Annotated in this window: 20 protein-coding genes; 10 read left to right on the plus strand and 10 right to left on the minus strand. The window is 75.0% G+C overall.

Translation table 11 applies throughout. The annotated features are described in order from the left end of the window. From BLS43_RS06990 to BLS43_RS07005, 4 genes are all read right to left on the minus strand, one after another. Positions 1–269, minus strand: a 269-nt coding sequence (locus tag BLS43_RS06990; protein ID WP_143029979.1) for a transposase, incomplete at its 3' end; no start/stop codon positions are given. Positions 270–335: 66 nt separating this feature from the next. Next, positions 336–1,229, minus strand: coding sequence for an acyl-CoA desaturase (locus tag BLS43_RS06995; RefSeq protein ID WP_245707385.1), 894 nt, complete (start codon positions 1,227–1,229; stop codon positions 336–338). A gap of 153 nt (positions 1,230–1,382) precedes the next feature. Continuing rightward, positions 1,383–2,372 (minus strand): TIGR03564 family F420-dependent LLM class oxidoreductase, encoded by a 990-nt coding sequence (locus BLS43_RS07000; RefSeq protein WP_093078620.1) that lies wholly within the window; start codon positions 2,370–2,372, stop codon positions 1,383–1,385. Between the two features lie 20 nt (positions 2,373–2,392). Continuing rightward, on the minus strand, positions 2,393–2,758 hold the full coding sequence (locus BLS43_RS07005; RefSeq protein ID WP_176921211.1) for an STAS domain-containing protein: 366 nt from the start codon (positions 2,756–2,758) through the stop codon (positions 2,393–2,395). Between the two features lie 198 nt (positions 2,759–2,956). Here BLS43_RS07005 and BLS43_RS07010 point away from each other — a divergent pair, with 198 nt between their 5' ends. The 3 genes from BLS43_RS07010 to BLS43_RS07020 all read left to right on the plus strand — a co-directional run bounded on the left by BLS43_RS07010 (position 2,957) and on the right by BLS43_RS07020 (position 4,839). Further along, positions 2,957–3,535 (plus strand): TetR/AcrR family transcriptional regulator, encoded by a 579-nt coding sequence (locus BLS43_RS07010; RefSeq protein ID WP_093078626.1) that lies wholly within the window; start codon positions 2,957–2,959, stop codon positions 3,533–3,535. A 66-nt stretch (positions 3,536–3,601) separates the two neighbouring features. After that, positions 3,602–4,225, plus strand: coding sequence for a biliverdin-producing heme oxygenase (locus BLS43_RS07015; protein WP_281245818.1), 624 nt, complete (start codon positions 3,602–3,604; stop codon positions 4,223–4,225). 44 nt (positions 4,226–4,269) lie between these two features. Then, positions 4,270–4,839 carry a histidine phosphatase family protein gene (locus tag BLS43_RS07020; RefSeq protein WP_237192560.1) on the plus strand — a complete coding sequence of 190 codons (570 nt, stop codon included), beginning with the start codon at positions 4,270–4,272 and terminating at the stop codon, positions 4,837–4,839. A gap of 9 nt (positions 4,840–4,848) precedes the next feature. Here the strand turns inward: BLS43_RS07020 and BLS43_RS07025 are convergent, their stop codons facing one another. Beyond that, positions 4,849–5,670: an SDR family oxidoreductase gene (locus BLS43_RS07025; protein ID WP_093078632.1), complete on the minus strand. Its 822-nt coding sequence runs from the start codon at positions 5,668–5,670 to the stop codon at positions 4,849–4,851. 52 nt (positions 5,671–5,722) lie between these two features. Further along, positions 5,723–6,187, minus strand: a complete 465-nt coding sequence (locus tag BLS43_RS07030; protein ID WP_093078635.1) for an SRPBCC family protein — start codon at positions 6,185–6,187, stop codon at positions 5,723–5,725. A gap of 31 nt (positions 6,188–6,218) precedes the next feature. Between BLS43_RS07030 and BLS43_RS07035 the strand changes: the two genes are divergently transcribed. The 4 genes from BLS43_RS07035 to pruA all read left to right on the plus strand — a co-directional run bounded on the left by BLS43_RS07035 (position 6,219) and on the right by pruA (position 10,758). Beyond that, entirely contained in the window at positions 6,219–6,866 is a 648-nt protein-coding gene (locus BLS43_RS07035; RefSeq protein WP_176921212.1) for an FMN-dependent NADH-azoreductase, read from the plus strand. 123 nt (positions 6,867–6,989) lie between these two features. Beyond that, positions 6,990–8,276: an NAD(P)/FAD-dependent oxidoreductase gene (locus BLS43_RS07040; protein WP_093078638.1), complete on the plus strand. Its 1,287-nt coding sequence runs from the start codon at positions 6,990–6,992 to the stop codon at positions 8,274–8,276. Between the two features lie 2 nt (positions 8,277–8,278). Next, a complete protein-coding gene (locus BLS43_RS07045) occupies positions 8,279–9,148 on the plus strand; it encodes a proline dehydrogenase family protein (RefSeq protein ID WP_425438530.1) in 870 nt (289 codons plus the stop codon). Positions 9,149–9,150: 2 nt separating this feature from the next. Beyond that, the gene (pruA, locus tag BLS43_RS07050; protein ID WP_093078644.1) at positions 9,151–10,758 is read left to right on the plus strand and encodes an L-glutamate gamma-semialdehyde dehydrogenase; all 1,608 of its coding nucleotides are present in this window, start codon (positions 9,151–9,153) and stop codon (positions 10,756–10,758) included. A gap of 49 nt (positions 10,759–10,807) precedes the next feature. On the opposite strand, the gene BLS43_RS07055 is transcribed toward pruA, so the two are convergent. Next, positions 10,808–11,884, minus strand: a complete 1,077-nt coding sequence (locus tag BLS43_RS07055) for an alpha/beta hydrolase fold domain-containing protein (protein ID WP_093078647.1) — start codon at positions 11,882–11,884, stop codon at positions 10,808–10,810. A 123-nt stretch (positions 11,885–12,007) separates the two neighbouring features. On the opposite strand from BLS43_RS07055, the gene BLS43_RS07060 reads away from it, so the two are divergent. The 3 genes from BLS43_RS07060 (at position 12,008) to BLS43_RS07070 (ending at position 17,479) form a co-directional block, all read left to right on the plus strand. Next, the gene (locus tag BLS43_RS07060) at positions 12,008–12,646 is read left to right on the plus strand and encodes a QsdR family transcriptional regulator (RefSeq protein ID WP_143029963.1); all 639 of its coding nucleotides are present in this window, start codon (positions 12,008–12,010) and stop codon (positions 12,644–12,646) included. A 140-nt stretch (positions 12,647–12,786) separates the two neighbouring features. Further along, entirely contained in the window at positions 12,787–14,151 is a 1,365-nt protein-coding gene (locus tag BLS43_RS07065) for an FAD-binding oxidoreductase (RefSeq protein ID WP_093078653.1), read from the plus strand. A gap of 1 nt (position 14,152) precedes the next feature. Beyond that, positions 14,153–17,479, plus strand: a complete 3,327-nt coding sequence (locus tag BLS43_RS07070; RefSeq protein ID WP_093078657.1) for an ATP-binding protein — start codon at positions 14,153–14,155, stop codon at positions 17,477–17,479. Position 17,480: 1 nt separating this feature from the next. Here BLS43_RS07070 and BLS43_RS07075 read toward each other — a convergent pair whose 3' ends face one another. The 3 genes from BLS43_RS07075 to BLS43_RS07085 all read right to left on the minus strand — a co-directional run bounded on the left by BLS43_RS07075 (position 17,481) and on the right by BLS43_RS07085 (position 22,940). Further along, complete coding sequence (locus tag BLS43_RS07075; RefSeq protein ID WP_425438527.1) at positions 17,481–19,481, minus strand: ABC transporter ATP-binding protein; 2,001 nt, start codon at positions 19,479–19,481, stop codon at positions 17,481–17,483. Further along, positions 19,478–21,211, minus strand: coding sequence for an ABC transporter ATP-binding protein (locus BLS43_RS07080; protein ID WP_093078660.1), 1,734 nt, complete (start codon positions 21,209–21,211; stop codon positions 19,478–19,480). The genes BLS43_RS07075 and BLS43_RS07080 overlap by 4 nt, the downstream gene beginning before the upstream one ends. A gap of 112 nt (positions 21,212–21,323) precedes the next feature. Continuing rightward, complete coding sequence (locus BLS43_RS07085; protein WP_342741139.1) at positions 21,324–22,940, minus strand: sensor histidine kinase; 1,617 nt, start codon at positions 22,938–22,940, stop codon at positions 21,324–21,326. Between the last annotated feature and the right edge of the window lie 54 nt (positions 22,941–22,994).

Here is a 22,994-nt window from a genome sequence, read left to right on the forward strand (position 1 = left end):
TTCCACCGCAGATCGAACGTGAGTGCCTCGACCGCCTCACGGTCCGAAAGACCGTGCAGGGTCTGCAACACCAGCACCGAGGCCACCACCTCGACCGGCACCGACGGCCGACCCCGACCCGCGGCGAACAGGTCGGCGAACAACTCGTCCGCAAACAACTCCCGGCGGTGCGCGGCCAGGAACGCGAACATCCCACCCGAAGGGAGCAGATGCCCAGCCACGGACTCGACATCGAGCAACTCACGCTGCGGATCAGACCGTCCCTGCACCCCGACAGCCTCCCAGCCGGGCGAGATCAACACCCGATCCCACGCCAGCGGATTTTCAGCAGTCTCCTAGACGCGCTTGAGCCGGTCGAGGCGGCGGGTGGTGGGCCAGCGGACGTCCCACGCCCAGCCGAACCGCTCGAAGAACCAGATCACCCGGGCCGAGATGTCGATCTGACCCGGCAGCACGCCGTGCCGGGCGCACGTCGGGTCGGCGTGGTGCAGGTTGTGCCAGCTCTCGCCCATGGACAGGACCGCCAGCGGCCAGAAGTTGCGGCTGCGGTCCCGCGAGCGGAACGGCCGGGCGCCGACCATGTGGCAGATGGAGTTGATCGACCAGGTCACGTGGTGGCACACGGCCATCCGGACCAGGCCGCCCCAGAAGAAGCCGGTGAGCACGCCCGCCCACGACCAGGTCAGCAGCCCGCCGAGGGCCGCGGGCAGCACCAGGCTGGCGGTCACCCACAGCCCGAACAGGCCGGACACCCGGCGCAGCGCCCGGTCGGCCAGCAGGTCCGGGATGAACCGCTCCCAGTTCGTCTTGTCCCGGTCGAACACCCAGCCCACGTGCGCCCAGAAGAAGCCGCGGGCCACCGCCAGGGGCGTGGTGCCGTAGCGCCACGGCGAGTGCGGGTCGCCCTCCTTGTCGGAGTAGGCGTGGTGGCGGCGGTGGTCGGCCACCCAGGCCATCATCGAGCCCTGGATGGCCATGGAGCCGGTGATCGCCAGCGTGACCCGCAGCCAGCGGCGGGCCTTGAACGAGCCGTGGGTGAAGTGCCGGTGGTAGCCGACCGTCACCCCCAGGATCCCGACGGTGTAGAACACCGCGGCGATGGCCAGGTCCCACCAGCCGAGACCCCAGCCCCAGACCACGGGCACGGTGCCCAGCAGCGCGAGCATCGGGATCACCACGAAGGCCCACACCAGGCCCTGCTGCCAACCACTGCGGCGTTGGCCGGTCACCGGCCGCGCGCGGTCCGGTGTGGACGCGGAGTCGGACTCCGGCGGGACGACGTCGGGGGCCTCGACGCTCACACGGTCACCTCAAGGGGATCGATCGCTGGGACTACGTGGCCAGACTAGGGGCACTCCGCGGGCGCCCTGAAGGCCGACGCGTCACTCCTCACGTCCCGGCAGGCCGTTCGTCACCCCGGCGTCCACCGGGGGACGCGCACCCTCTCGCGCGGGCTCCGACTCGGCCGCGCGCATGACCGCACGCGTGCGCGCCGTGCCCTCGGCGTCCGAGGCCACCGGGATGCCGACGAACTCGGCCACCCCGAGCGCCGCCAGCTCGGCCAGCCGCTCGCCGACCTCCTGCTCGTCGCCGATGATCGCGGCGTCCGCGGGGCCCGCGTACCCCTCGCGGTCGAGCATCGCGCGGTAGGAGGGCAGCCTGCCGTAGATCGCGAACCGGCGGGCGGCGAGGGCGCGGGCCGCGTCGACGTCGTCGGTCACCGAGACGGGCAGCGCACTCACCACCCGCGCGGTCCGGCCGACCTCCTCGGCCGCGGCGGTGATCGTCGGGAGCACGTGCTCGGCCAGGGTCTTCGGGCCGGTCAGCCAGGTCACCGTGCCCGCCGTGCGCCGCCCCGCCAGCCGCAGCATCTGCGGGCCGAGGGCGGCCAGGTACACCTCGGGCGCCGGGGCGCCCGGGATCCGCAGGCGCCCGCGGGTGGTCAGCAGCTCGCCGGTCGCGTCCGCCTGCTCGCCCGCGAGCAGCGGGAGCAGGCCGTCGAGGTACTCGGTCATGCGCCGCAGCGGGCGGTCCCAGGACATCCCCCACTGGCCCTCGGTGACGGCGCGGTGGCTGAGCCCCAGCCCCAGGGTGAGCCTGCCCTCCCCGACCAGGTTCGTGGTCAGCGCGCGCTGGGCCAGCGCCATCGGGTGCTGCGGCTGGATCGGCACCACACCGGAGCCGACCTCGATGTCCGGCACCTCGCGCAGCGCGATCGCGAGCACCGTCAGCAGGTCGGGCTCCTGGGGCAGCTGGGCCGCCCACATCCGGCCGAAGCCCTCCGCCCGCAGGGTCTCGAGCTCCGCGACGAACGCGTCCACGACGCTCCGCCCGCCGCCGTCACCCACGAAGCCGAAGACACTGATCCGCATGGCACAAGCAGACCACGTCCTCAGCGGACGGAGTCGACGAACCCCTCGACGTCCGGGTGAACGGTGAAGTGTCGCTCCAGCTCCAGCAGCGTGGCGACCTGCCGCACCGCCGGGTGGGTGAGGCCCGCGAGGTGGACCCGGCCGCCCCCGCGGGTGTAGGCGCCGAGCAGCGCACTCACCCCGACCGACCCCAGGTGGGTCACCTCGCTCAGGTCGACGACCACCGCGCGGGCCCCGACCGTGGCCGCGTGCAGCGCGTGGTGCAGGCGCGCCGCGCACTCGCCGTCCAGCCGCCCCGCGAGCCGCAGGGCGACCGTGCCGTGGTCCAGTGACACGGTGGCCGCGCAGAAGCCCGCGTGCTCCCCTGTCGTCGTGGCCGATCTCACTGCCGAACCCCGTGCCGAGCTCACTGCCGTGGACAGTGCCGCCTCCCCTACCCGACCGCCGGACCCTCACCCTTCGCCGGGCGGACGGGCCGGTCAACCGGCAGACCGGTGACGGCGGGCGTCTGGTTCTTCACGTTTGGCTCACGCAGACGCGGGTAGGTGCGTGCCCGGCGGCGGCCGACGACCTACCCTGAGACGGTGCCGAAGGTGCTCGGGGGGTCGCTGGCCGCCCACCGCGACGAGGTGCGCGCCCGCGTGTTCGCGGCGCTGCGCGAACAGCTCTACGAGCGCGGCTTCGACACCGTCACGCTCTCGGGGGTGGCGGCGGCCGCGGGGGTGGGGCGCTCCTCGATCTACAACCACTTCCCCGACCGGCAGGCGCTGCTCGTCGCGTTCGTGGAGCACGAGGCCGCCCGCTACGTCGCCGACCTGGAGGCCGCGCTCGAGGCCGCGCCCGCCCCGGCCGAGCGGCTGGCGGTGTTCGTCCGGCTGCAGCTGCAGCGGCTCGCCGAGTTCCACCTGCCACCCGGGCAGGCGCTGACCCAGGCCCTCGATCCCGCGGCCTACCGCCGGATCGCCGCGCACGCCGACCCCATCTCGGCGCGGCTGACCGCCATCGTCACCGAGCTGGGAGTGGCGGAGCCCGCGGTCGTCGTCGCAATGATCGCGGCGGCGTTGGGCGCCCGACAGCTGGTCGACGTGCCCGCCGACGAGCTCCCGGAGACCATCGAGGCGGCCGTGCGGATCGTGCTGGCCATGGCGGGCGCCGCAACTTAGGCTGGCCTCAGTCGCGGGCGTGGGCTACCCTTTTGCTGACACGGCGTCAGCAAAAGGGGGATCCCGGTGCCACTGTCGACCGCACTGCGGGAGGCGACCATGGTCGTCCACGAGCGCGCGCACCACTCCACCTACATGGCCGCCCTGCTCGCGGGCGAGCTGCCGATCGCGGGCTACACCCTGCTGGCCGAGCAGTACCTCGGGATCTACGGCGCCCTGGAGGCCCGGGGCGACGAGCTGGCGGACGACCCCGTCGCGGGCCCGTTCGTGATCGACGAGCTGCGCAGGCTCCCCGCCCTGCTGCGAGACGTCGAGGCGCTCGGCGGCTCGACGGCCGCGCCGCGGCTGCTCCCCGAGACCGAGGCCTACGCCGCCCGGCTGCGCGCGGCGGACCCCGCCCGGTTCGTGGCCCACCACTACACCCGGTACCTGGGCGACCTCGCGGGCGGCCAGGTCGTCGGGAAGCTGCTGGAGAAGACGTACGGGATCACCGGCGCGGGCGCCCTGTTCTACGACTTCTCGGCGCTGGGCAGCCCGTCGAGGTTCCGGGTGCGCTACCGCGCCCTGCTCGACGGGGCGCCGTGGGACGAGATCGAGCAGCGCCGGGTGTGCGACGAGGCGGTCCGCGCCTTCGAGCTGAACATCACGGTCCTGGACGCCATGGCCACGGCCGCCCCGAAGGCCGCCTGACCCACGGCCCGCCTGACCCACGGCACTGCCCCATAATGCGCGGTGTGCGGGTGGTGCTCCTCGCGCACGGGGCCACGGCCGCCGTGCGTCGGTCCTCGTTCGCTGCCGACGAGCCCCTGGAGAGCAGCGAGCTCACCACGCATGCCCTCCCGCGCTACGAGGAGGTGCGGTCGGCGCCGTCGCTGCGCTGCAGGCAGACCGCGGACGCGCTGAACCTGCCCGCGGCCGTCGACCCCGCGCTGGCGGGGCTGGACCACGGGCGGTGGGCGGGCCGCACGCTCGACGACGTCGCCGCCGCCGACCCGGACGGCCTCACCCGCTGGCTCACCGACCCCGAGTCGACCCCGCACGGGGGCGAGTCGATGCAGGACTTCGTGTCCCGCATCGGCGCCTGGCTCCGCGCGGTGCCCCAGCGCCCCCGCGGCCTGCTGGTCGTGGTGGACCCGGCCGTGGTGCGGGCCGCGATCGCCCACGCCCTGGGCGCGCCGCCCGCGAGCGTGTGGCGTGTGGACGTGGACCCGCTGAGCGTCACGACCCTGGTCGGCGACCCGGGCCGCTGGACCCTGCGCGAGCTGCGCACGGGCCCGGGCCGGGCGAACGGCGCGCCGCCCTAGCCCGCCGGACTAGCGGCCGCCCGCCCGGACCGCGCGGTCCTGGCCCTGCTCCCACTCCCGCAGGCGGGACTCGTAGTCCGCCTTCGCGATCGACAGCGGGACCTCGCCGAAGAAGGCGCGCAGTGGCGGGTTCTCGGCGTCGACGAGCTCCAGCACGGCCGCGGCGGAGGCCTCGGGGTCCCCGGACTTCGCGGTGCGGGAGCGGCGCTGCTCGGCCGCCTTCACCCGGAACGCGTCGTAGGCGGGGTCCGGGGTGGCGTGCCGGGCGGACGCGCCACCCCAGTCGGTGTCGAACCCGCCGGGCTCGATCAGGGTCACGTGGATGCCGAAGTCCGCGACCTCCTGGGCGAGGGACTGGCTGAAGCCCTCCAGCGCCCACTTCGACGCGTTGTAGATCCCGATGTTCGGGAACGCGCTGATCCCCCCGATCGAGCTGACCTGCAGGAAGTGTCCCGAACCCTGCGCGCGCAGGAGGGGCAGCGCGGCCTGGGTCACCCAGAGCGCGCCGAACACGTTCGTCTCGATCTGGTCGCGGGCGTCGGCCTCGGAGAGCTCCTCGATCATGCCGAACTGCCCGTAGCCCGCGTTGTTGACGACGACGTCGAGCCTGCCGAAGTGCTCGTGCGCCCGCGCCACGGCGGCGAACACGGCCGCCCGGTCGGTCACGTCGAGCGTCAGGGGCAGGACGGCGTCCCCGTAGGTCGCGACGAGGTCGTCGAGGGTCGAGGCGTCCCGCGCCGTGGCGGCGACCCGGTCGCCGCGCCGCAGGGCCGCGACCGCCCACTCCCGACCGAAACCGCGGGACGAACCGGTGATGAACCACGTCTTCATGTCCCGTGGCAACCGACCGGAGGGGCCTCCGTATTTCCCGGGGTGGCCGCGGTCACGACCCCTGGCGGACGGTCCGGGCCAGGATGCCGAGGGTGGCCTTGAGCGCGGACTCCGGGACGATCGGGAAGCGGTGCTTCCAGTCCTCCCGGACCGCCGACCAGTCGTAGTAGGAGGTCACCCGGGTGCCGCCCGCCACGGGCTCGAGGGTGTACCCGTAGACGTGCCCGAGCGGCGGCCTCGCGAGCCCCACGATGGACCAGGCGATCGCCCGGTCCGGCTCGTAGGTCTCGATGTGCACCTCGACGTCGTAGCGCCCGAGCTCCGGCATGTCCCCGAGGGCCTCGCGGTCCATGTGCACCGTGAAGGAGTCCCCGACCGCGGACGCGGGCTCCCCGGTGTGGCTCTGCAACATGCCGGACGCGTCGATGTCGACGTGCCCCTTCGGGTCCCTCAGGACGGCGAAGATCGCCGCGGGCTCGGCGGCGATGACCCGGGTCACCTCGATGCGGTCGCTCATGACCGGTCACCCTGCCGTAGGTTCGGCGTTCGTGCCCACCCTGCTGCACCTCGACTCCTCCGCCGACCTGGTGCACTCCCGGACCCGGGCGCTCACCGCCCACTTCGCCGAGGCGTGGCGGGCCGCGGGCCCGAACCATCTCGTCACCCGCCGGGACCTGCACCGCGACGCGCTGCCCCACCTGCCGGACGCCGCGCTGCACTGGCCGCCGCGGCTGCGCCCGGCGGACGCGCACCCGCCCGCCGCGGCGGAGACCCTGCAGCGGGAGCTGATCGAGGAGCTGGTCGACGCGGACGTCCTGCTGGTCGGGGCGCCGCTCTACAACTACTCGGTGCCCTCGACGCTCAAGGCGTGGCTGGACTACATCCACGTCCCCGGCGTGACCACCCCGTTCGACGACACCACCCAGCCGATGGCGGGCAGGCAGGCGGTGATCGTGACCAGCCAGGGTGCGCTCTACGACCCGGGGACCCCCCGCGAGGGCTGGGACCACGCCGTCCCGCTGCTGGAGATCCTGCTCGGCGAGGCGCTCGGGATGGCCCTGACCGTGGTCACGGTGCCGCTGGCCCTGGTGGACGTGGCGCCGCCGCTGGCGCAGTTCCGGGAGCGCGCCGAGGCCGAGTACGCGGCCGCCTTCGACACCCTCGCCGCGGTCGCGGCCGAGCTGGGCGCGCGCTGAGGGCGACGCCGCACCGGCCGCCGATCGAGCGCGGCCCGGCGTCCTCACCGCCGCCGTGGTCGACCCCTTCGGCAACGTCCTCGGCGCCATGAAGAACGTGCACGTGGAGGCTATGTTGACCGCATGACGGAGCTCCCCCGGGTGGTCGTGGTCGGTGCCGGCTTCGCGGGGCACACGGCCGCACGCAGGCTGCTCAGGACCCTGCGCGGCAAGGCGCGGATCACCGTGATCGACCAGCTCGACCACTTCCTCTACCTGCCGCTGCTCCCCGAGGTCGCCGTCGGCACCCTGGACCCGCGCCGGGTGGCGGTGCCGCTGGCGCGGTCGCTGAAGGGCGCGGAGATCGTGCTCGGCGAGGTGCAGACGGTGGACGTCGAGGCCCGCACGGTGACCTGGCGCGATCCGGACGGCGGCACCGGCTCGGTCCCCTACGACCGACTCGTGCTGGCGGTCGGCAGTGTGAACAAGCTGCTGCCGGTGCCGGGCGTGGCCGAGTACGCGCACGGCTTCCGCGGGCTGCCCGAGGCCCTCTACCTGCGCGATCACCTGATCCGCCAGATCGAGCTGGCCGCCACGGCGGCGGACCCGGCCGAGCGGGCGGCGCGCTGCACCTTCGTCACGGTCGGGGCGGGCTACACCGGGACCGAGCTGGCCGCGCAGGCCGCGACGTTCACCGCGGACATCGCCGCCCGCTACCCGGCGCTGCGGGACACCCCGACCCGCTGGCTGCTGCTCGACCTCGCCGACCGGGTGCTGCCCGAGCTGGACCCGCGGCTGTCCCGGACCGCCGACCGGGTGCTGCGCGAACGCGGCGTCGAGGTGCGCACGGGACAGTCGGTCCAGGAGGCCCGCGCCCGCGAGGTGCTGCTCACCACCGGCGAGACCGTGCCGACGCACACCCTGGCCTGGTGCGTCGGGGTGCGGCCGGACCCGCTCGTCGAGGCCGTCGGGCTCGCGACGGACCGCGGGCGGCTCGTCGTCCGGACCGACCTGCGGGTGGCCGCGCATCCCGAGGTGTTCGCGTGCGGGGACGCCGCGGCGGTGCCGGACGTGACGCGCCCGGGCTCGGTCACCGCGATGACGGCCCAGCACGCCACCCGGCAGGGCACGCTCGCCGCCCGGAACGTCGCCGCGTCGCTGGGCGTCGGCACGCCGGGGACCTACCGGCACCACGACCTGGGCTTCGTCGTGGAGCTCGGCGGCACGGACGCCGCCGCCAACCCCCTCGGCATCCCGCTGTCCGGGTTCCCCGCGGCCGTCGTGACCCGCGGCTACCACCTGCTGTCGATGCCCGGCAACCGCGTGCGCGTGGCGGCGGACTGGCTGCTCGACGCGCTCCTCCCCCGCCAGGAGGTCCAGCTCGGCGTGGTCCGCGGCGTGCACGTCCCCCTGGAGCACGACCCGCGATGACGGTGTTCAGCGCGACCGTGCACGCGGCCACCCGGGTGCCTGCCGTCCGCAGGCTCGTGACGGCCGCGGCCGGGCGCGGGCTGGTCGAGCGGTTCGTGGCCGGGGAGAGCACCGACTCGGCGCTGGCCGCCGTGCGGACGTTGGCCGCGGACGGCCGTCTGGCCACCCTGGACCATCTCGGCGAGCACGTGACCGATCCCGCGCGCGTCGCCGCCACCGTGCGGGCCTACCTCGACCTGCTCGCCGGGGTGGGCGACCTGCCCGCCGAGGTGTCGGTGAAGCTCTCCGCGCTCGGCCCCCGCCCGTTCGACGCCGCCGCCGAGATCTGTGCCGCCGCCGACCGCGCGGGCACCACGGTCACCGTGGACATGGAGGACTCGTCCACGGTGGACGACACCCTCGCCGTCGTCGGCAGGCTGCGGGAGGAGTTCCCCCGGGTCGGGGCGGTGGTGCAGGCGGCGCTGCACCGCACCGAGGCGGACTGCCGCGCCCTCGCGGGCTCGCGGGTGCGGCTGGTCAAGGGCGCCTACGCCGAGCCCGCCGCGATCGCCCACCAGCACCCGTCGGAGGTCCGCGCCGCGTACGCGCGCTGCCTCGACATCCTCATGGCCGGCTCCGGCCACCCCATGATCGGCACCCACGACCCGCGGCTGATCCAGCGGGCGCTGGGGTACGGACGCGCCGCGGACACCTTCGAGCTGCAGATGCTCTACGGCGTGCGGGTCGACGAGCAACGCCGCCTCGCCGCGGCCGGGCACCGGATGCGCGTCTACGTCCCGTACGGCGCCGACTGGTACGCCTACTTCGCCCGCCGCCTCGCCGAACGGCCCGCCAACCTGGGCTTCCTCCTCCGCTCGCTCGTGAAGGGATGATCATGGACGCCGTCACCATCGTGCCTGAGCCCGCCAACGAACCGGTCCGGACCTACGCACCCGGCACCGCGGAGCGGACCGCGCTGGTCGCCGCCGTCGCGGCCGTCCGCGCGGCGAGCCCCGAGCTGCCCCTCACGATCGGCGGGAAGCGCCGGATGGCCGCCGGGGAGCCCTTCGAGGTGCGCGAACCCCACCTGCACCGCTCCGTGATCGGCGTGTCCGCGAACGCCACGGACGCGGACGTCGCGGATGCGGTCGCCGCCGCCCGGGCGGCCGCCCGCGACTGGGCCGCCCTCCCCTTCGACGAACGCGCCGCCGTGTTCCTGCGCGCCGCGGACCTGCTCGCCGGACCCTGGCGCGACCGGATCAACGCGGCCACCATGCTCGGCCAGTCCAAGAGCGTGCAGCAGGCGGAGATCGACGCGGCCTGCGAGCTGATCGACTTCCTCCGGTTCAACGTCCACTACGCCCGCCGGATCCTCGCCGAACAGCCCCGCAGCGTCCCCGGCGAGTGGAACCGGATGGACTGGCGGCCCCTCGACGGGTTCGTCGTCGCGATCACCCCGTTCAACTTCACCGCCATCGCCGGGAACCTGCCCACCGCGCCCGCGCTGATGGGCAACACCGTCGTCTGGAAGCCCACCCCGACCCAGCAGCTCGCGGCGCAGTACACGATGGAGGTCCTCGACGCCGCCGGGCTGCCGCCCGGGGTGATCAACCTCGTCACCGGCGACGGGCTCGCCGTCTCCCGCGTCGCGCTCACCGACCCCGACTTCGCCGGGCTGCACTTCACCGGCTCCACCGCCACCTTCAAGACCCTGTGGCGCACCGTCGCCGACAACCTCGACCGCTACCGCGCCTACCCGCGCATCGTCGGCGAGACGGGCGGCAAGGACTTCGTCGTCGTCCACCCCTCCGCCGACCCCGCCCCGCTGACCACCGCGCTGGTGCGCGGCGCGTTCGAGTACCAGGGCCAGAAGTGCTCGGCCGCCTCCCGCGCCTACGTGCCGCGGGCGCTGTGGCCCGCGCTGCGGGACTCCCTCGTCGCCGTCACCGGGTCACTGACCTACGGCGACGTGGCCGACCTGGCGAACTTCGGCGGCGCCGTCATCGACGAGCGCGCCTTCCGCCGCCTCGAACGGGTGCTCGACGACCGCCCGGACGTCCTCGTCGGCGGGGGCACCTCCGCCGAGGAGGGCTGGTTCGTCCAGCCGACCGTCCTGACCCCCGACGACCCCACCGACGACGCGTTCACCACCGAGTACTTCGGCCCGATCCTCGCAGTGCACGTCTACGACTCCCCGTGGGAGGACGTGCTCCGGCTCGTCGACCGCACCAGCCCCTACGCCCTCACCGGCGCGGTCTTCGCCACCGACCGCACCGCTCTCGAGACCGCCCACCGCGAGCTCCGCCACGCCGCGGGCAACTTCTACGTCAACGACCGCCCCACCGGCTCCATCGTGGGCCGCCAACCCTTCGGCGGCAGCCGCGCCTCCGGCACCAACGACAAGGCGGGCTCGATCCTCAACCTCCAGCGCTGGACCAGCCCCAGGGCGATCAAGGAGACCCTCGTGCCGCCCCTCGACCACACCTACCCCCACCAGACCTGACGACGGACGGCGCGCTCGCGCACACCCGGTGAACGAGCGCGCCGTGCGCTCAGGCCAGGGACTTCGCGAACCCGGTGACGTCCCGCACGGCCTCGGCGTACACGTCCGGCATCGCCTCGCGGAAGAGCAGCTCGCCGACGTGGCACAGGCCCAGATTGATCTTGCCGACCGACGGGACGCCCGCCGCCAGCAGCATGCGGTGGTAGGCCAGGCCCTCGTCGCGGAGCGGGTCGAGCTCGCTGGTCGAGATGATGTGTGGGGGCAGGCCGGTCAGGTCCGGGGTGCGGGCCCGCAGCGGCCAGCAGGTCGGGTCGTCGACGTGCGCGCCCTCGGGGTCGTAGACCGTGGCGAGCAGCGGGAACAGCGCCCGGTCCAGCCAGTACTTGTCGTTCTCCCACAGCGAGTGCAGCTCGGCGGGCGGCTTGTCCCAGGTGCCGAGGATGTACGGGCACTGCGCGTAGACGCCCGCGATCACCTCGCCCCAGCCCTCGCGGCGCGCCTTGATCGCCAGGGCGAGCGCCAGGTTCCCGCCGCCGGAGTCCCCGGTGACCGTGATGTGCGTGCCGCCGAGCTCCGCGAGGTGGGCGTGCACCCACTGCAGACCCGCGGCGCAGTCCTCCAGACCCGCGGGGAAGGGGTGCGGGCCGCGCACCCCGCCGCCGTTGCGGTACTCCACCCCCACGACGACCGTGCCCGCCGCCGCGAGCTCGTCTCGCCAGTGCGTGTACAGCGGGCCCTCGGTCTGCAGCATGACCATGCCGCCGCCGTGCACCTGGTAGATCACCGGCAGCGGCCCGGTCCCACCCTCGGGACGGTGGATGTGCAGGCCGATCTCGTGCCCGCCCGCTCCGGTGATCGTCCGGTGCTCGCGGGTCACGCCGTCGACCGGCGCCCAGTCCTGGCCGAGCACGGTGAACAGGCCCTCGAAGCCCTCCTCGGCGGCGTCCACGAAGGCCAACAGCTCCTCGCGGCTCGCCTGCGCGGTCAGCGGTGCGGGCGCCGGGTGGTCCAGCGCACCCAACGCGCCGAACACCGCGACCATGCGCGGGTCGGCCCGGGGGTCGGTGCCGAGGGTGTGGGCGGGGTCGCCGAGCCGACCCGCGGGGACGTGCTGCGTTTCCGTCATGCGGCTTCTCCTCGTCGAGATGCGACAGCGCCTCGCCCTGTCGCGTCGATGCGACATTTCGAGACGATGTCGCATAGCATGACCCAGCTCACAGTACGTCGTCAACGTCCACCGGGAGTGCGGATGCGGACATCGCTGCAGGACCGACTGGCCGGCGGGGGCAGGCCGGACCCGCTCACCGCCTTCCGGGTCGCCCGGCGGGCGTTCCAGGCGGGCCGGCGGGTCGACATGACCGCCCTCGCGGCCGAGCTCGGGGTGAACCGGGCGACGGTCTACCGCTGGGTCGGCTCCCGCGAGGAGCTGCTGACCGAGATCATCTGGTCGCTCGCGCAGCGCACGGTCGAGGCGTCGGCCGAGCGGGCCCGCGACCGGGCCGCGGCCGACCCCGACCACCCCTCGGAGCTGGCCGTCCGGCTGACCCTGTTCGTGCAGGACACCCTCACCCACCCGGGAATGCGTCGGTTCCTCGCCGAGGAGGGCGAGTTCGCGATGCGGCTGCTCACCCTGTCCCACAGCGCCTTCCAACGGCGGTTCATCACGCTCGTCGACACCCTCGCCGCCGCGGAGACCGCCGCGGGTGGGCTGGTCAGCCCGCTGCCGCCGGCGGACCTCGCGTTCACGGTGGTCCGGGTCGTGGAGTCCTTCGTCTACCTCAAGCTGATCACCGGCGAGGAGCCCGACGGCGCCCGGGCGGGCCGCGTCCTGCGCTCCCTGCTCCCCGGGCCCGCTGACGCCCGGGCCGCCCGGGCCGGCCGGCCCTGACGCTCGGGACGCCCAAGCACCGCTGAGCGACGCTTGTGCGTCCCAAGCGTCAGGGCCAGGCGTCAGGGCCGCGCGGCAGGCCCCGCCCGCGACAAGACGACCCCAAGAGCACGCCAAGTCCCTGCGGCCACCGTGTTCCCATGACCACGCTGCCCGTCCCCACCACCCCGCTGGACGCGCTCGCCGCCGACCTGCGCGGGCCCCTGCACCGCCCCGGCGACCCCGGCTACGCCGCGCTCGCGGTGCCGTGGAACCTCGCCGCCTGGAACCCGGCCGCGGGCCCGGTCGCGGTCGTGGAGGCGCTCGACGAGACGGACGTCGCCACCGCGGTGCGCTGCGCCGCCGCGCACGGCCTGCAGGTCGCCGTCCAGCACACCGGCCACGGCGCGACGCCCGCGAGCCCCGGCACCCTGCTCGTCCACACCGGACGGATGACCGGGCTGGTGGTCGACGGCGCCCGGGTCCGGGCCGGTGCGGGCGTGCGCTGGACCGACGTCCTCGCCGCCACCCCCGAACCCCTCGCCGGGCTCACCGGCTCCGCGCCCGCGGTCGGGGTGGTCGGGTACCTCACCGGCGGCGGGCACGGCCCCCTCGCCCGCACGTTCGGTGTGGCGTCCGACCTGGTCACGGCGTTCGAGGTGGTGACGGGGGACGGCCGGGTGCGCCGCGCCGCCGCCACCGAGAACCCGGCCCTGTACTGGGGTCTGCGCGGCGGGAAGGGCGCCCTCGGGATCGTGACGGCGGTGGAGTTCGACCTCGTCCGGCTGCCCGGCCTGCTCGCGGGTTGTCTCTGGTTCGACGGCGCGGACGCCGCCGCGGTCCTGCACACCTGGCGGGAGTGGAGCGCGGGCCTGCCCGAGGAGGCGACCACCTCGGTCGCGATCGTGCGCCTGCCACCCGGCGCCGGTCCGCTGGGCGGCCGGGTCGGCGTGGCGGTGCGCTACGCCTGGGTCGGCGCCCCCGCCGCGGGGCGGACCGTGCTGGACCGCGCCGGGTTCCCGGAGCCCGTGCTCGGCGGCGTCGGGCCGCTGCCGTACGCCGAGATCGGGTCGGTGCACGCCGACCCCGTCGACCCGATGCCGGTCGCCGAGGCGAGCACCCTGCTGCGCGCCCTGCCCGCCGCGGCGGTCGACGCGCTGCTCGCCGCGGCCGGGCCCGAACAGATCGTGGTCGAGATCCGGCAGCTGGGCGGCGCGGTGTCGCGCGCACCGGAACCGAGCGCGGTCTGCCACCGGGACGCGGCGTACTGCGTGAGCGCGATCGGGATCGCCCAGGGGCCGAGCGCCGACCCCACGGGCTGCCGCTCCGTGATCGCCGCGCTCGCGCCCTGGTCGACCGGGGGCAGGCTGCCGAACTTCGCCGTGTCCGCCGACCCCGCCGAGGTCGCCCGCGCCTACGACCCGCCCACGCTCGCCCGGCTCTCGACCCTGGTCGCCACGTTCGACCCGCACGGGGTGATCGCGGCCGCGGCGCCGGTGCGGGCGGCCGTGCTGCAGGATCGGTGACGTGTCGTTGCGCTACCGCCTCCTCGGTGCCCTGGAAGCGGTCCGGGACGACGGCCGTCCCGCGGACCTCGGCGGCCCCAAGCAGCGTGCCGTGCTGGCGGTCCTGGCGCTCGACGCGGGCCGGGTCGTGGCCACGGACACGATCGTCGAGGCCGTCTGGGGCCCGGACCGGCCGCCGCGGGTGACCGCGGGCCTGCAGGCGTACGTGTCGAACCTGCGCCGGGCCCTGCGCGACGGGTCCGGCCCCGCGATCGTCCGCCGCGCCCCCGGCTACCTGCTCGACGTCCCGGCCGAGCGCACCGACGTCGCCGCCTTCCGGGCGGGTGCGGACGCGGCCCGCGCCGCGGTCGCCGCCCACGACTGGGCCGGTGCGGTCGCGGCGGCGGACGCCGCGCTCGCCGTCTGGCGCGGTCCGCTGCTCCCCGAGCTGGCCGACGCCGAGTGGGTCCGGGTCGCCGCCGCGGAGCTCGACGAACGCCGCGCCGAGCTGGGCGAGGACCTGGTCACCGGCCTGCTGGGGGTCGGCGGGGTCGCCCGTGCCGTCGGGCTCGGGCGGGAGCTGCAGGCGAGCGACCCGCTGCGCGAACGCTCGTGTCGGCTGCACGTCACCGCGCTGTACCGCGCCGGTCGCACGGCCGACGCGCTCGAGGCCCTCCGCGCCCACGTCCGTGTGCTCGCCGACGAGCTCGGCCTCGAACCCTCGCCCGCGCTGCGGGCGCTGCAGACCGCGGTGCTGAACCGGGACCCGGCACTCGACGCGTGGCCCGGGGCGGCCCGCACCCCGGTCGCCGCGGCGGAGCCCGCGCGGTCGGAGCTGGTCGGACGGGTGCGCGAGCTCGAGGCGCTGCGGGCGGCGACCGGATGGCTGGTGCTGACCGGCCCCGCCGGCATCGGGAAGACCCGGCTCGCCGAGGAGGTCCTGCGCCCGCATCCGGACGCGGTCCGCGTGACCTGCCCGGACGACGACGGCGTCCCGCCCTGGTGGCCGATCCGCACGCTCGTCAAGGCGCTCGGCGGCGACCCGGCCCGGGTCCTCACCCCACCCGCGGGCGCCGAGGCGGACGACGCCCGCTACGCCGTCTACGAGCAGGTCGACGCCCTGGTCGGGGACGCTACGGTCGTCGTCGACGACGTCCAGTGGGCCGATCCCGCCAGCCTGGGCCTGCTGACCCACCTCGCCGCGGGCCCGGCGCGGCTCGTCCTCACCGTCCGCGACGGGCCCGGGGGGCGGGACGGCCGCGGCGGGGGTGATCTCGACCGCCTGCTCGCCGCCGCGGCCCGCCGCCCGGGCACCCGCACGCTCGCGCTGGGGCCGCTCGCCGAGACCGAGGTCGCCGAGCTGGCCGAGCGGATCGGCGGCGAGCCGCTGGCCGCCGACGAGGTCCGCGCCCTCGCCGACCACACCGGCGGCAACCCGTTCTTCGTCGGCGAGTACGCCCGGCTGCCGCGCGCGGACCGGCTGGCGGGCGAGGTCCCGGGGGCGGTGCGGACCGTACTCGGGCGCAGGCTCGGCGCCCTGGACGACGACGTCCTGCGCGTGCTGCGGGCCGCCGCCGTCACCGGCGACCCGCTCGACCTCGAGGTGATCGGCGCGATCACCCGGCTCGACCTCGACGAGGTCGTCGACCTGCTCGACGAGGCCGCCGCCGCGCAGATCATCGTCGCCGCCGAGGGGCGGTACGGCTTCGCCCACGGCCTGCTGCGCGACGAGGTGCTGGCCGGCCTGTCGGACGTGCGGCGGCGCCGGGCCCACGCGTGCGCGGCCGGCTTCACCACGGGGTCGCGGCGCGCGGCCCACCTGGTCGCCGCGCTGCCGCTGGTCGACCCCGCCGAGGTCCTCGACGCGTGCCGCACCGCCGCCCGGGACGCCGACGCCCGCTGGGACGCCGACAGCGCCGCGCGCTGGTGGGGCGCCGCCCTCGACGTCTTCGACCAGACCGGGGGCGGGGACACCGAACGGGACGAGCTGCTGGTCGCCCGGCTCGGCGCGCTCGCCCGCGCGGGCCGCGGGCAGACCGTGCTCGACGTCGTCGACGCGGCCCTGCTCGCGGCCGTCCGGCACGGCCGGACCCGCTCCGCGGGGCTGCTCGCGGGGACGCTGCTGCGCACGGCCGGCGCGTGGCCCTGGCCCACCTACGGCCAGGACGCGGAGGGTGGGCGGGCGGGGTCGGCGACCGGCCACGGGCGCCTGGTCTCCCGGCTCGCCGGCATCGAGCGGCTGGTGGCCGGGGACCCGCCCGCGCACGCGAGGGTGTTGGCGGCGTTGGCCGTCGGCAGCTGCTACGACCGGGACGAGTCCGTGCCGGACGTCCTGTCCGCCCGCGCGATCGAGGTCGCCGAGAAGTGCGGAGACGCCGAGGCGCTGTCCGACGCGCTGCTCGGCCGGGCCCTGGTCTACTCGGGGGTCGCCGGGCGGGCGGCCGAGTCGATCGCGCTGCTGGAGCGCCAGGAGGCCCTGCGGGCGGGTCCGCCCGCGGACGACGCCGTGCGGCACAGCCTGCTCCTCATGGCGCGGATGACGTTGGGCGACACCGCGCGGGCCGAGGAGCACGTGCGGCAGGGCATCGCGGCGAGCGACCTGCTGCGGCTGCCGGTCGACCGCGCCCAGCTGCGGTGGGCGGAGGGCATGCTCACCCAGTGGCGCGGCGACCTCGACGCGGCCGAGGCCCGCTTCGAGCACGCCTACGCGCTGCACCGGCGGACCGAGCTCTACCAGGCGGGCGTCTACTCGCTGGCGGTGCTGACCCTGCGGTGGGAGCAGGGCAGGCTCGCGGAGCTGGTAGGCCTCCCGGGCGTGACGACCGCGCCGCCGTCCGCCGCCGCGGCGCCCGACGACCGGATCGTCCCGCTGCTGTGCGCGGCTGCGGCCGCGGGGCTGGGCCGGTCGGCACTGGCCGCCCAGTGGGTCGCCGCCGAGCTCGCCCGGCCCGAGCCGACCGGGTGGATCACGCACGGGCGGTTCACGCTGCTCGCGCACCTGGTCGCCGACCTGCGCCTGCACCCGCACGTCGCCCGGGTCCTCGAGGTGTTGACGCCGCTGACCGGTCTGGTCGCCACGACCGGGCAGGTCGGCGTCGTCGGCCCGGTCGCCCTGGCCACCGCCCGCCTGCACCTGCTGCGCGGCGACGCGGACCGCGCCCGCGCGGACCTGGCCGTCGCCGCGGCGCTCGCCGAGCGGGCGGCCGGTGTCCCGTCGATCCTGCGGTGTCGCCTGCTGGCGCTGCAGCTGGACCCCGACCCCGCCGCGGCGCGGACCCTGGCGGCGGACGCCGAGGCGGCCGGCCTGCGCGGGGTGGCCCGGGAGGCGCAGACCCTGGCGGTTCCGTAGCTCAGTGATCCGTCGTGGCGGCCGTGAACTGGGCGTGGTAGAGCCGCGCGTAGGCCCCGTCGCGCGCGAGGAGCTGCTCGTGGGTGCCCTGTTCCACGATCGCGCCCGCCTCCATGACCAGGATCAGGTCGGCGTCCCGGATGGTGGACAGGCGGTGGGCGATGACGAAGCTGGTGCGGTCGGTGCGCAGCGCGGCCATCGCGCGCTGCACCAGCACCTCGGTGCGGGTGTCCACCGAGGACGTGGCCTCGTCGAGGATCAGCAGGGACGGGTCGGCGAGGAAGGCGCGGGCGATCGTGATCAGCTGCTTCTCCCCCGCGCTGACGCCGGTGCCCTCCTCGTCGATCACCGTGTCGTACCCCAGCGGCAGGGACCGGACGAACCGGTCCACGTACGTCGCGCGCGCCGCCGCCAGGATCTCCTCCTCCGACGCCCCCGGCCGCCCGTAGGCGATGTTGTCCCGGATGGTGCCGTGGAAGAGCCAGGTGTCCTGCAGGACCATGCCGATCCCGCTGCGCAGGTCGGCCCGGGTCATCGCGGCGATGTCGACGCCGTCGAGCGTGATCCGGCCCCCGTCGAGCTCGTAGAAGCGCAGCACCAGGTTGACCAGGGTGGTCTTGCCCGCGCCGGTCGGGCCGACGATCGCGACCGTCTGCCCGGGCTCCGCGACCAGCGACAGGTCGGTGATCAGCGGCGTGTCCTCCTGGTACCGGAAGGACACGTGCTCGAACTCCACCCGCCCCCGGCGGGTGGACCGCACGGCCGGGACGGCGGGGTCCGGGGTCTCCTCCTCGGCGTCGAGCAGCTCGAACACCCGCTCCGCCGAGGCGACGCCGGACTGCAGCAGGTTCGCCATCGACGCCGCCTGCGTGAGCGGCTGGGTGAACTGCCGGGAGTACTGGATGAAGGCCTGCACGTCCCCGAGGCTCATCGCGCCCGAGGACACCCGCAGCCCGCCGATGACGGCCACCAGCACGTAGTTGACGTTCCCGATGAACATCATCGAGGGCATGATGATCCCGGACATGAACTGGGCGCGGAAGCTCGCCTGGTACAGCGCCTCGTTCTGCACCTCGAACTGCGCCTCGACCTCGCGGCGCCGCCCGAACACGCGGACGAGCTCGTGCCCGGTGAAGGCCTCCTCGATGTGCCCGTTGAGGATCCCGGTGGTGCGCCACTGCGCCACGAACTGCTTCTGCGAGCGCTTCGCGATCACCCGGGTCAGCCACAGCGACACCGGGATCGTGACCAGCGCGACCAGCGAGAGCAGCGGCGAGATCACGAACATCATGACCAGCACGCCGACGATCGTCAGCAGCGAGGTGAGCAGCTGCGACATCGTCTGCTGCAGCGTCTGCTGCACGTTGTCGATGTCGTTGGTGACCCGGCTGAGCACCTCGCCGCGCCTGCGGGTGTCGAAGTACCGCAGCGGGAGCCGGTTGATCGTGTCCTCCACCTCGCGCCGCAGGTGGAACACGGTGCGCTGCACGATGCCGTTGAGCAGGTAGCCCTGGGCGTAGGAGAACGCCGAGGAGCCGAGGTAGATCAGGATCACGCCGAGCAGCACGAGCCCCAGCGCCCGGAAGTCGATGCCCTGGCCGGGCACCACGCCCTGGGACTCGATGAGCGTGGCGATCGTGTCGTTCCCCGCCGCCCGGGCCTGCGCGGCGGCCTGCGCCGCCGTGACGCCCGCGGGCAGCTGCGCGCCGATGATCCCGGCGAAGATCAGGTCGGTGGCGTGGCCGAGGATCTTGGGCCCGATCACGTTGAGCGCCACCGAGATCACCCCGAGCGCGAGCACCGCGAGCACGCCCAGCCGCTCCGGGGCCAGCCGCCGGACCAGGCGCTTCGCCGACGGTGTGAACGTCTCCGCCCTCTCGACGGGCTGTCCGGCCCCCATCCACGGCGGTCCCCCGCCGCGGCGCTGGGCGGCGGCCCCGCGCGCGGCGGAGACGGTGTCCGCGTCCTGGGTGGGGCCGGTCCGCTTCTCCGTGGTGCTCACGCCACCTCCTCCACGCTCAGCTGGGACTCGACGATCTCGACGTAGGTGGGGCACGACCCGAGCAGCGCGTCGTGCGTGCCCGACCCGACGACCACGCCGTCCTCCAGCACGACGATCCGGTCCGCGGTGCGGATCGTGGACACCCGCTGGGCCACGATGACGACGGTGGCGTGCGCGGTGACCGGCGCCAGGGCCGCCCGGAGCCGGGCGTCCGTGGTGAGGTCGAGCGCGGAGAAGGAGTCGTCGAACAGGTAGATCTCGGGGCGCTTGACCAGCGCGCGGGCGATCGCGAGGCGCTGGCGCTGCCCGCCGGAGACGGTGGTGCCGCCCTGGGAGATCGGCGCGTCGAGCCCGTCGGGCATGGCGCGCACGAAGTCCGCGGCCTGCGCGACCTCCAGGGCCGCCCAGAGCTCCTCGTCGGTGGCCGCGGGGTCCCCGTAGCGCAGGTTCGAGGCGACGGTCCCGGAGAACAGGTACGGCTTCTGCGGCACCAGCCCGATCCGCGCCCAGAGCTCCTCCGGGTCGTAGGAGCGCACGTCCACGCCGTCGACCAGGACGGCGCCGCCGGTGACGTCGAACATCCGCGGGACCAGCGAGAGCAGCGTGGTCTTGCCCGCACCCGTGGACCCGATGACCGCGGTCGTCTCGCCGGGGCGGGCGGTGAAGGTGACGTCCCGCAGCACGGGGGCGGCGGCGCCGGGGTAGGCGAAGGTCGCGGCGGCGAACTCCAGCTCCCCGACGGCGGGCGGCGCGGGGACCGGGGACGCGGGCGGCGAGACGGAGGACTCGGTGTCGAGCACCTCGGTGATCCGCTCCGCGCAGACCGCGGCGCGCGGGATCATCATCGCCATGAACGTGGCCATCATGACGGCCATCAGGATCTGCAGCAGGTAGGCGAGGAAGGCGGTCAGCGCCCCGATCTGCATCTCCCCCGCCTCGATGCGCATGGCGCCGAACCACAGCACCGCGACGCTCGAGACGTTCAGGATCAGCATGACGATCGGGAAGATCAGCGCCTGCAGCCTGCCCGCGGCCGTCGCGACCTCGGTGACGGCGGCGTTCGCGGCGCCGAAGCGGGCCGTCTCCTCCGGCTCGCGGACGAACGCCCGCACCACCCGGATCCCGGTGATCTGCTCCCGCAGCACGCGGTTGACGGCGTCGATCCGCTCCTGCATGAGCCGGAACTTGGGCACCATCCGCACCACGACCAGGCCGATGCTCACCGCCAGCACCGGCACGGACACCGCGACCAGCCAGGACAGCCCGGCGTCCTCCTGCAGCGCCATGATCACGCCGCCCACGCACATGATCGGCGCGGCGACCATCATGGTCGCGCTCATCTGCACGAGCATCTGGACCTGCTGCACGTCGTTGGTGCCGCGGGTGATCAGCGAGGGCGCGCCGAACCGGTTCACCTCGCGGACCGCGAACCCGCCGACCCGGTGGAACAGCGCGCCCCGCAGGTCCCGGCCGAAGCCCATCGCCGTGCGCGAGCCGACGTAGACCGCGGCGACCGAGCAGACGATCTGCACGAGCGTGACCACGAGCATCCAGCCGCCGGTGGACAGGATGTAGCCGGTGTCCCCGGTGGCGATGCCCCGGTCGATGATGTCCGCGTTGAGGCTGGGCAGATACAGCGCGGCCATCGTCCCGACCAGCTGCAACGCGACGATCGCGAGCAACGGACGCGTGTAGGGCCGCAGGTGGGTGCGGAGCAGACGCAGCAGCACGCGGGCCCCCTGGCGCGAGGTGGTGGGACAGAAGACGATAGTCGCCGTGGCGACGGGGAACGGTAACGGGACCGCCGCCGCGGGCGCGCGGCCTTTTCGGCCGCGCCACCGCTCAGACGGGCACGCGCCAGCTCAGCCGCGTGCCGCCGTCCCGCAGCGGGCGCACGTCCAGCGACCCGCCGAGTTCCCGGGCCCGGGCGGCGAGGTTGCGCAGCCCGCTGCGCGCCACCCCCTCGGTGATCCCGCGGCCGTCGTCGACCACCTCCAGCAGCAGCTCCGCGGGCCCGACGTCCAGGGTGACGGTGACCGCGGCGGCCCGTCCGTGCCGCACGGCGTTGGTCACCCCCTCGCGCGCGACGGCCGCGACGTGCGCGGCCAGCTCGGGCGGCACCATCGTGTCGACCGGCCCGGCCGTGCGCACCGAGGTGCGGACCCCCTCCCCGGCCTCGGTGACGGCGTCGAGCAGGGTGCGGCGCACGCCGTCCCCGCCCGCGGTGTGCAGGTCGAAGATCGAGGTCCGGATGTCGCGGACCGTGCGGTCCAAGTCCGCCACGGCCTGCTCGATCCGGGCGCGCACCTCCGCTCGCGCGTCGAGCTTGAGCGTGCTCTGCAGCCGCAGCCCGGTGGCGAACAGCCGCTGGATCACGTGGTCGTGCAGGTCGCGGGCGATGCGGTCGCGGTCGGACAGCACGTCGAGCCTGCGTTGCGCGCGGTTGCGTTCGCCCAGCTCCAGGGCCAGCGCGGCCTGCTGGGCGAAGGAGTCCAGCAGCGGGATCTCGTCGGGTCGGAAGGCGGCGTCGCCGGGCCTGCGGAAGCCGACGAGCACGCCCATCACCCGTTCCGCGGCACGCAGCGGGACCGCGACGGTGGGGCCCTCGGCGAGCACCGGGTTGCGGCTCTCCGCCACCTCCAGCAGCAGCGCCTCGTCGAGCTCGGTCCCGGTCGGGTCACCGCTGCGGGCGGCGACGGTGAACCCGCCGTCCTCGCCGGGCAGCGCCACGACCGCCGCGACCGACCGGGTCAGCTCCTGGCTGCGCAGCGCGACGAGCGCGAGGACGTCCGGCTCGTCGGCGTCGGCGAGCACCGCGGACCGGATCTCCCCGAGCGCCTCCAGCCAGTGCTGGCGGAGCCGGGTCTGTTCGAAGAGGTCCGCGTTCTGCACCGCGATGCCGGCCGCGGCCGCCAGGGCCGCCAGCATCACCTCGTCGTCCGCGGTGAACTCGCCGCCGCCGCGCTTCTCGGTGAGGTAGAGGTTGCCGTACACCGCGTCCCGCACCCGGACCGGCACGCCCAGGAAGCTGTGCATCCGGGGATGCCCCGGCGGCATCCCCGCCGACGACGGGTGCGACTCCAGATCGGCGAGGCGCAGCGGCTGGGGCGCCACGATCAGCTGCCCGATCAGGCCCTTCCCCTCGGGCGGGTGGCCGAGCAGCCCCGCCCGCGCGTGCGGGTCCAGCCCGACGTCGATGAAGCGGTCCAGGGACCCGTCCGGCGCGAGCACGCCGAGACCGCCGAAGCGGGCGTCGACGAGGTCGACGGCGGCCTGCACGATCCGCTCGAGCGTGGTCTCCAGCTCCAGGCCCGACGCCACGGCCAGCACCGCGTCGAGCAGGCCCTGGACGCGGTCGCGGGCCAGCCGGATCTCACCGAGCCGCTCCTGGACCTCGCCGAGGAGCTGGTCGAGGCGCAGCCCGGACAGCATCGCCCCGGGTCCCTCGTCCTGTGCCACGCGCGCCACGGTCGCACGGCGGGACCTCGGCGACAAGCGGTCCCGACCGCGGCG

Source organism: Pseudonocardia oroxyli (genome assembly GCF_900102195.1).
Taxonomy (GTDB): domain Bacteria; phylum Actinomycetota; class Actinomycetes; order Mycobacteriales; family Pseudonocardiaceae; genus Pseudonocardia; species Pseudonocardia oroxyli.

Excerpts from the sequence above, each read along its gene's own strand:
- BLS43_RS07030 (WP_093078635.1), bottom strand. The coding sequence starts at position 6,187 with ATGAGCGACCGCATCGAGGTGACCCGGGTCATCGCCGCCGAGCCCGCG.
- BLS43_RS07060 (WP_143029963.1), top strand. The coding sequence starts at position 12,008 with ATGCGGACATCGCTGCAGGACCGACTGGCCGGCGGGGGCAGGCCGGAC.
- BLS43_RS07000 (WP_093078620.1), bottom strand. The coding sequence starts at position 2,372 with ATGCGGATCAGTGTCTTCGGCTTCGTGGGTGACGGCGGCGGGCGGAGC.
- BLS43_RS07040 (WP_093078638.1), top strand. The coding sequence starts at position 6,990 with ATGACGGAGCTCCCCCGGGTGGTCGTGGTCGGTGCCGGCTTCGCGGGG.
- BLS43_RS07065 (WP_093078653.1), top strand. The coding sequence starts at position 12,787 with ATGACCACGCTGCCCGTCCCCACCACCCCGCTGGACGCGCTCGCCGCC.
- BLS43_RS07025 (WP_093078632.1), bottom strand. The coding sequence starts at position 5,670 with ATGAAGACGTGGTTCATCACCGGTTCGTCCCGCGGTTTCGGTCGGGAG.
- pruA (WP_093078644.1), top strand. The coding sequence starts at position 9,151 with ATGGACGCCGTCACCATCGTGCCTGAGCCCGCCAACGAACCGGTCCGG.
- BLS43_RS07055 (WP_093078647.1), bottom strand. The coding sequence starts at position 11,884 with ATGACGGAAACGCAGCACGTCCCCGCGGGTCGGCTCGGCGACCCCGCC.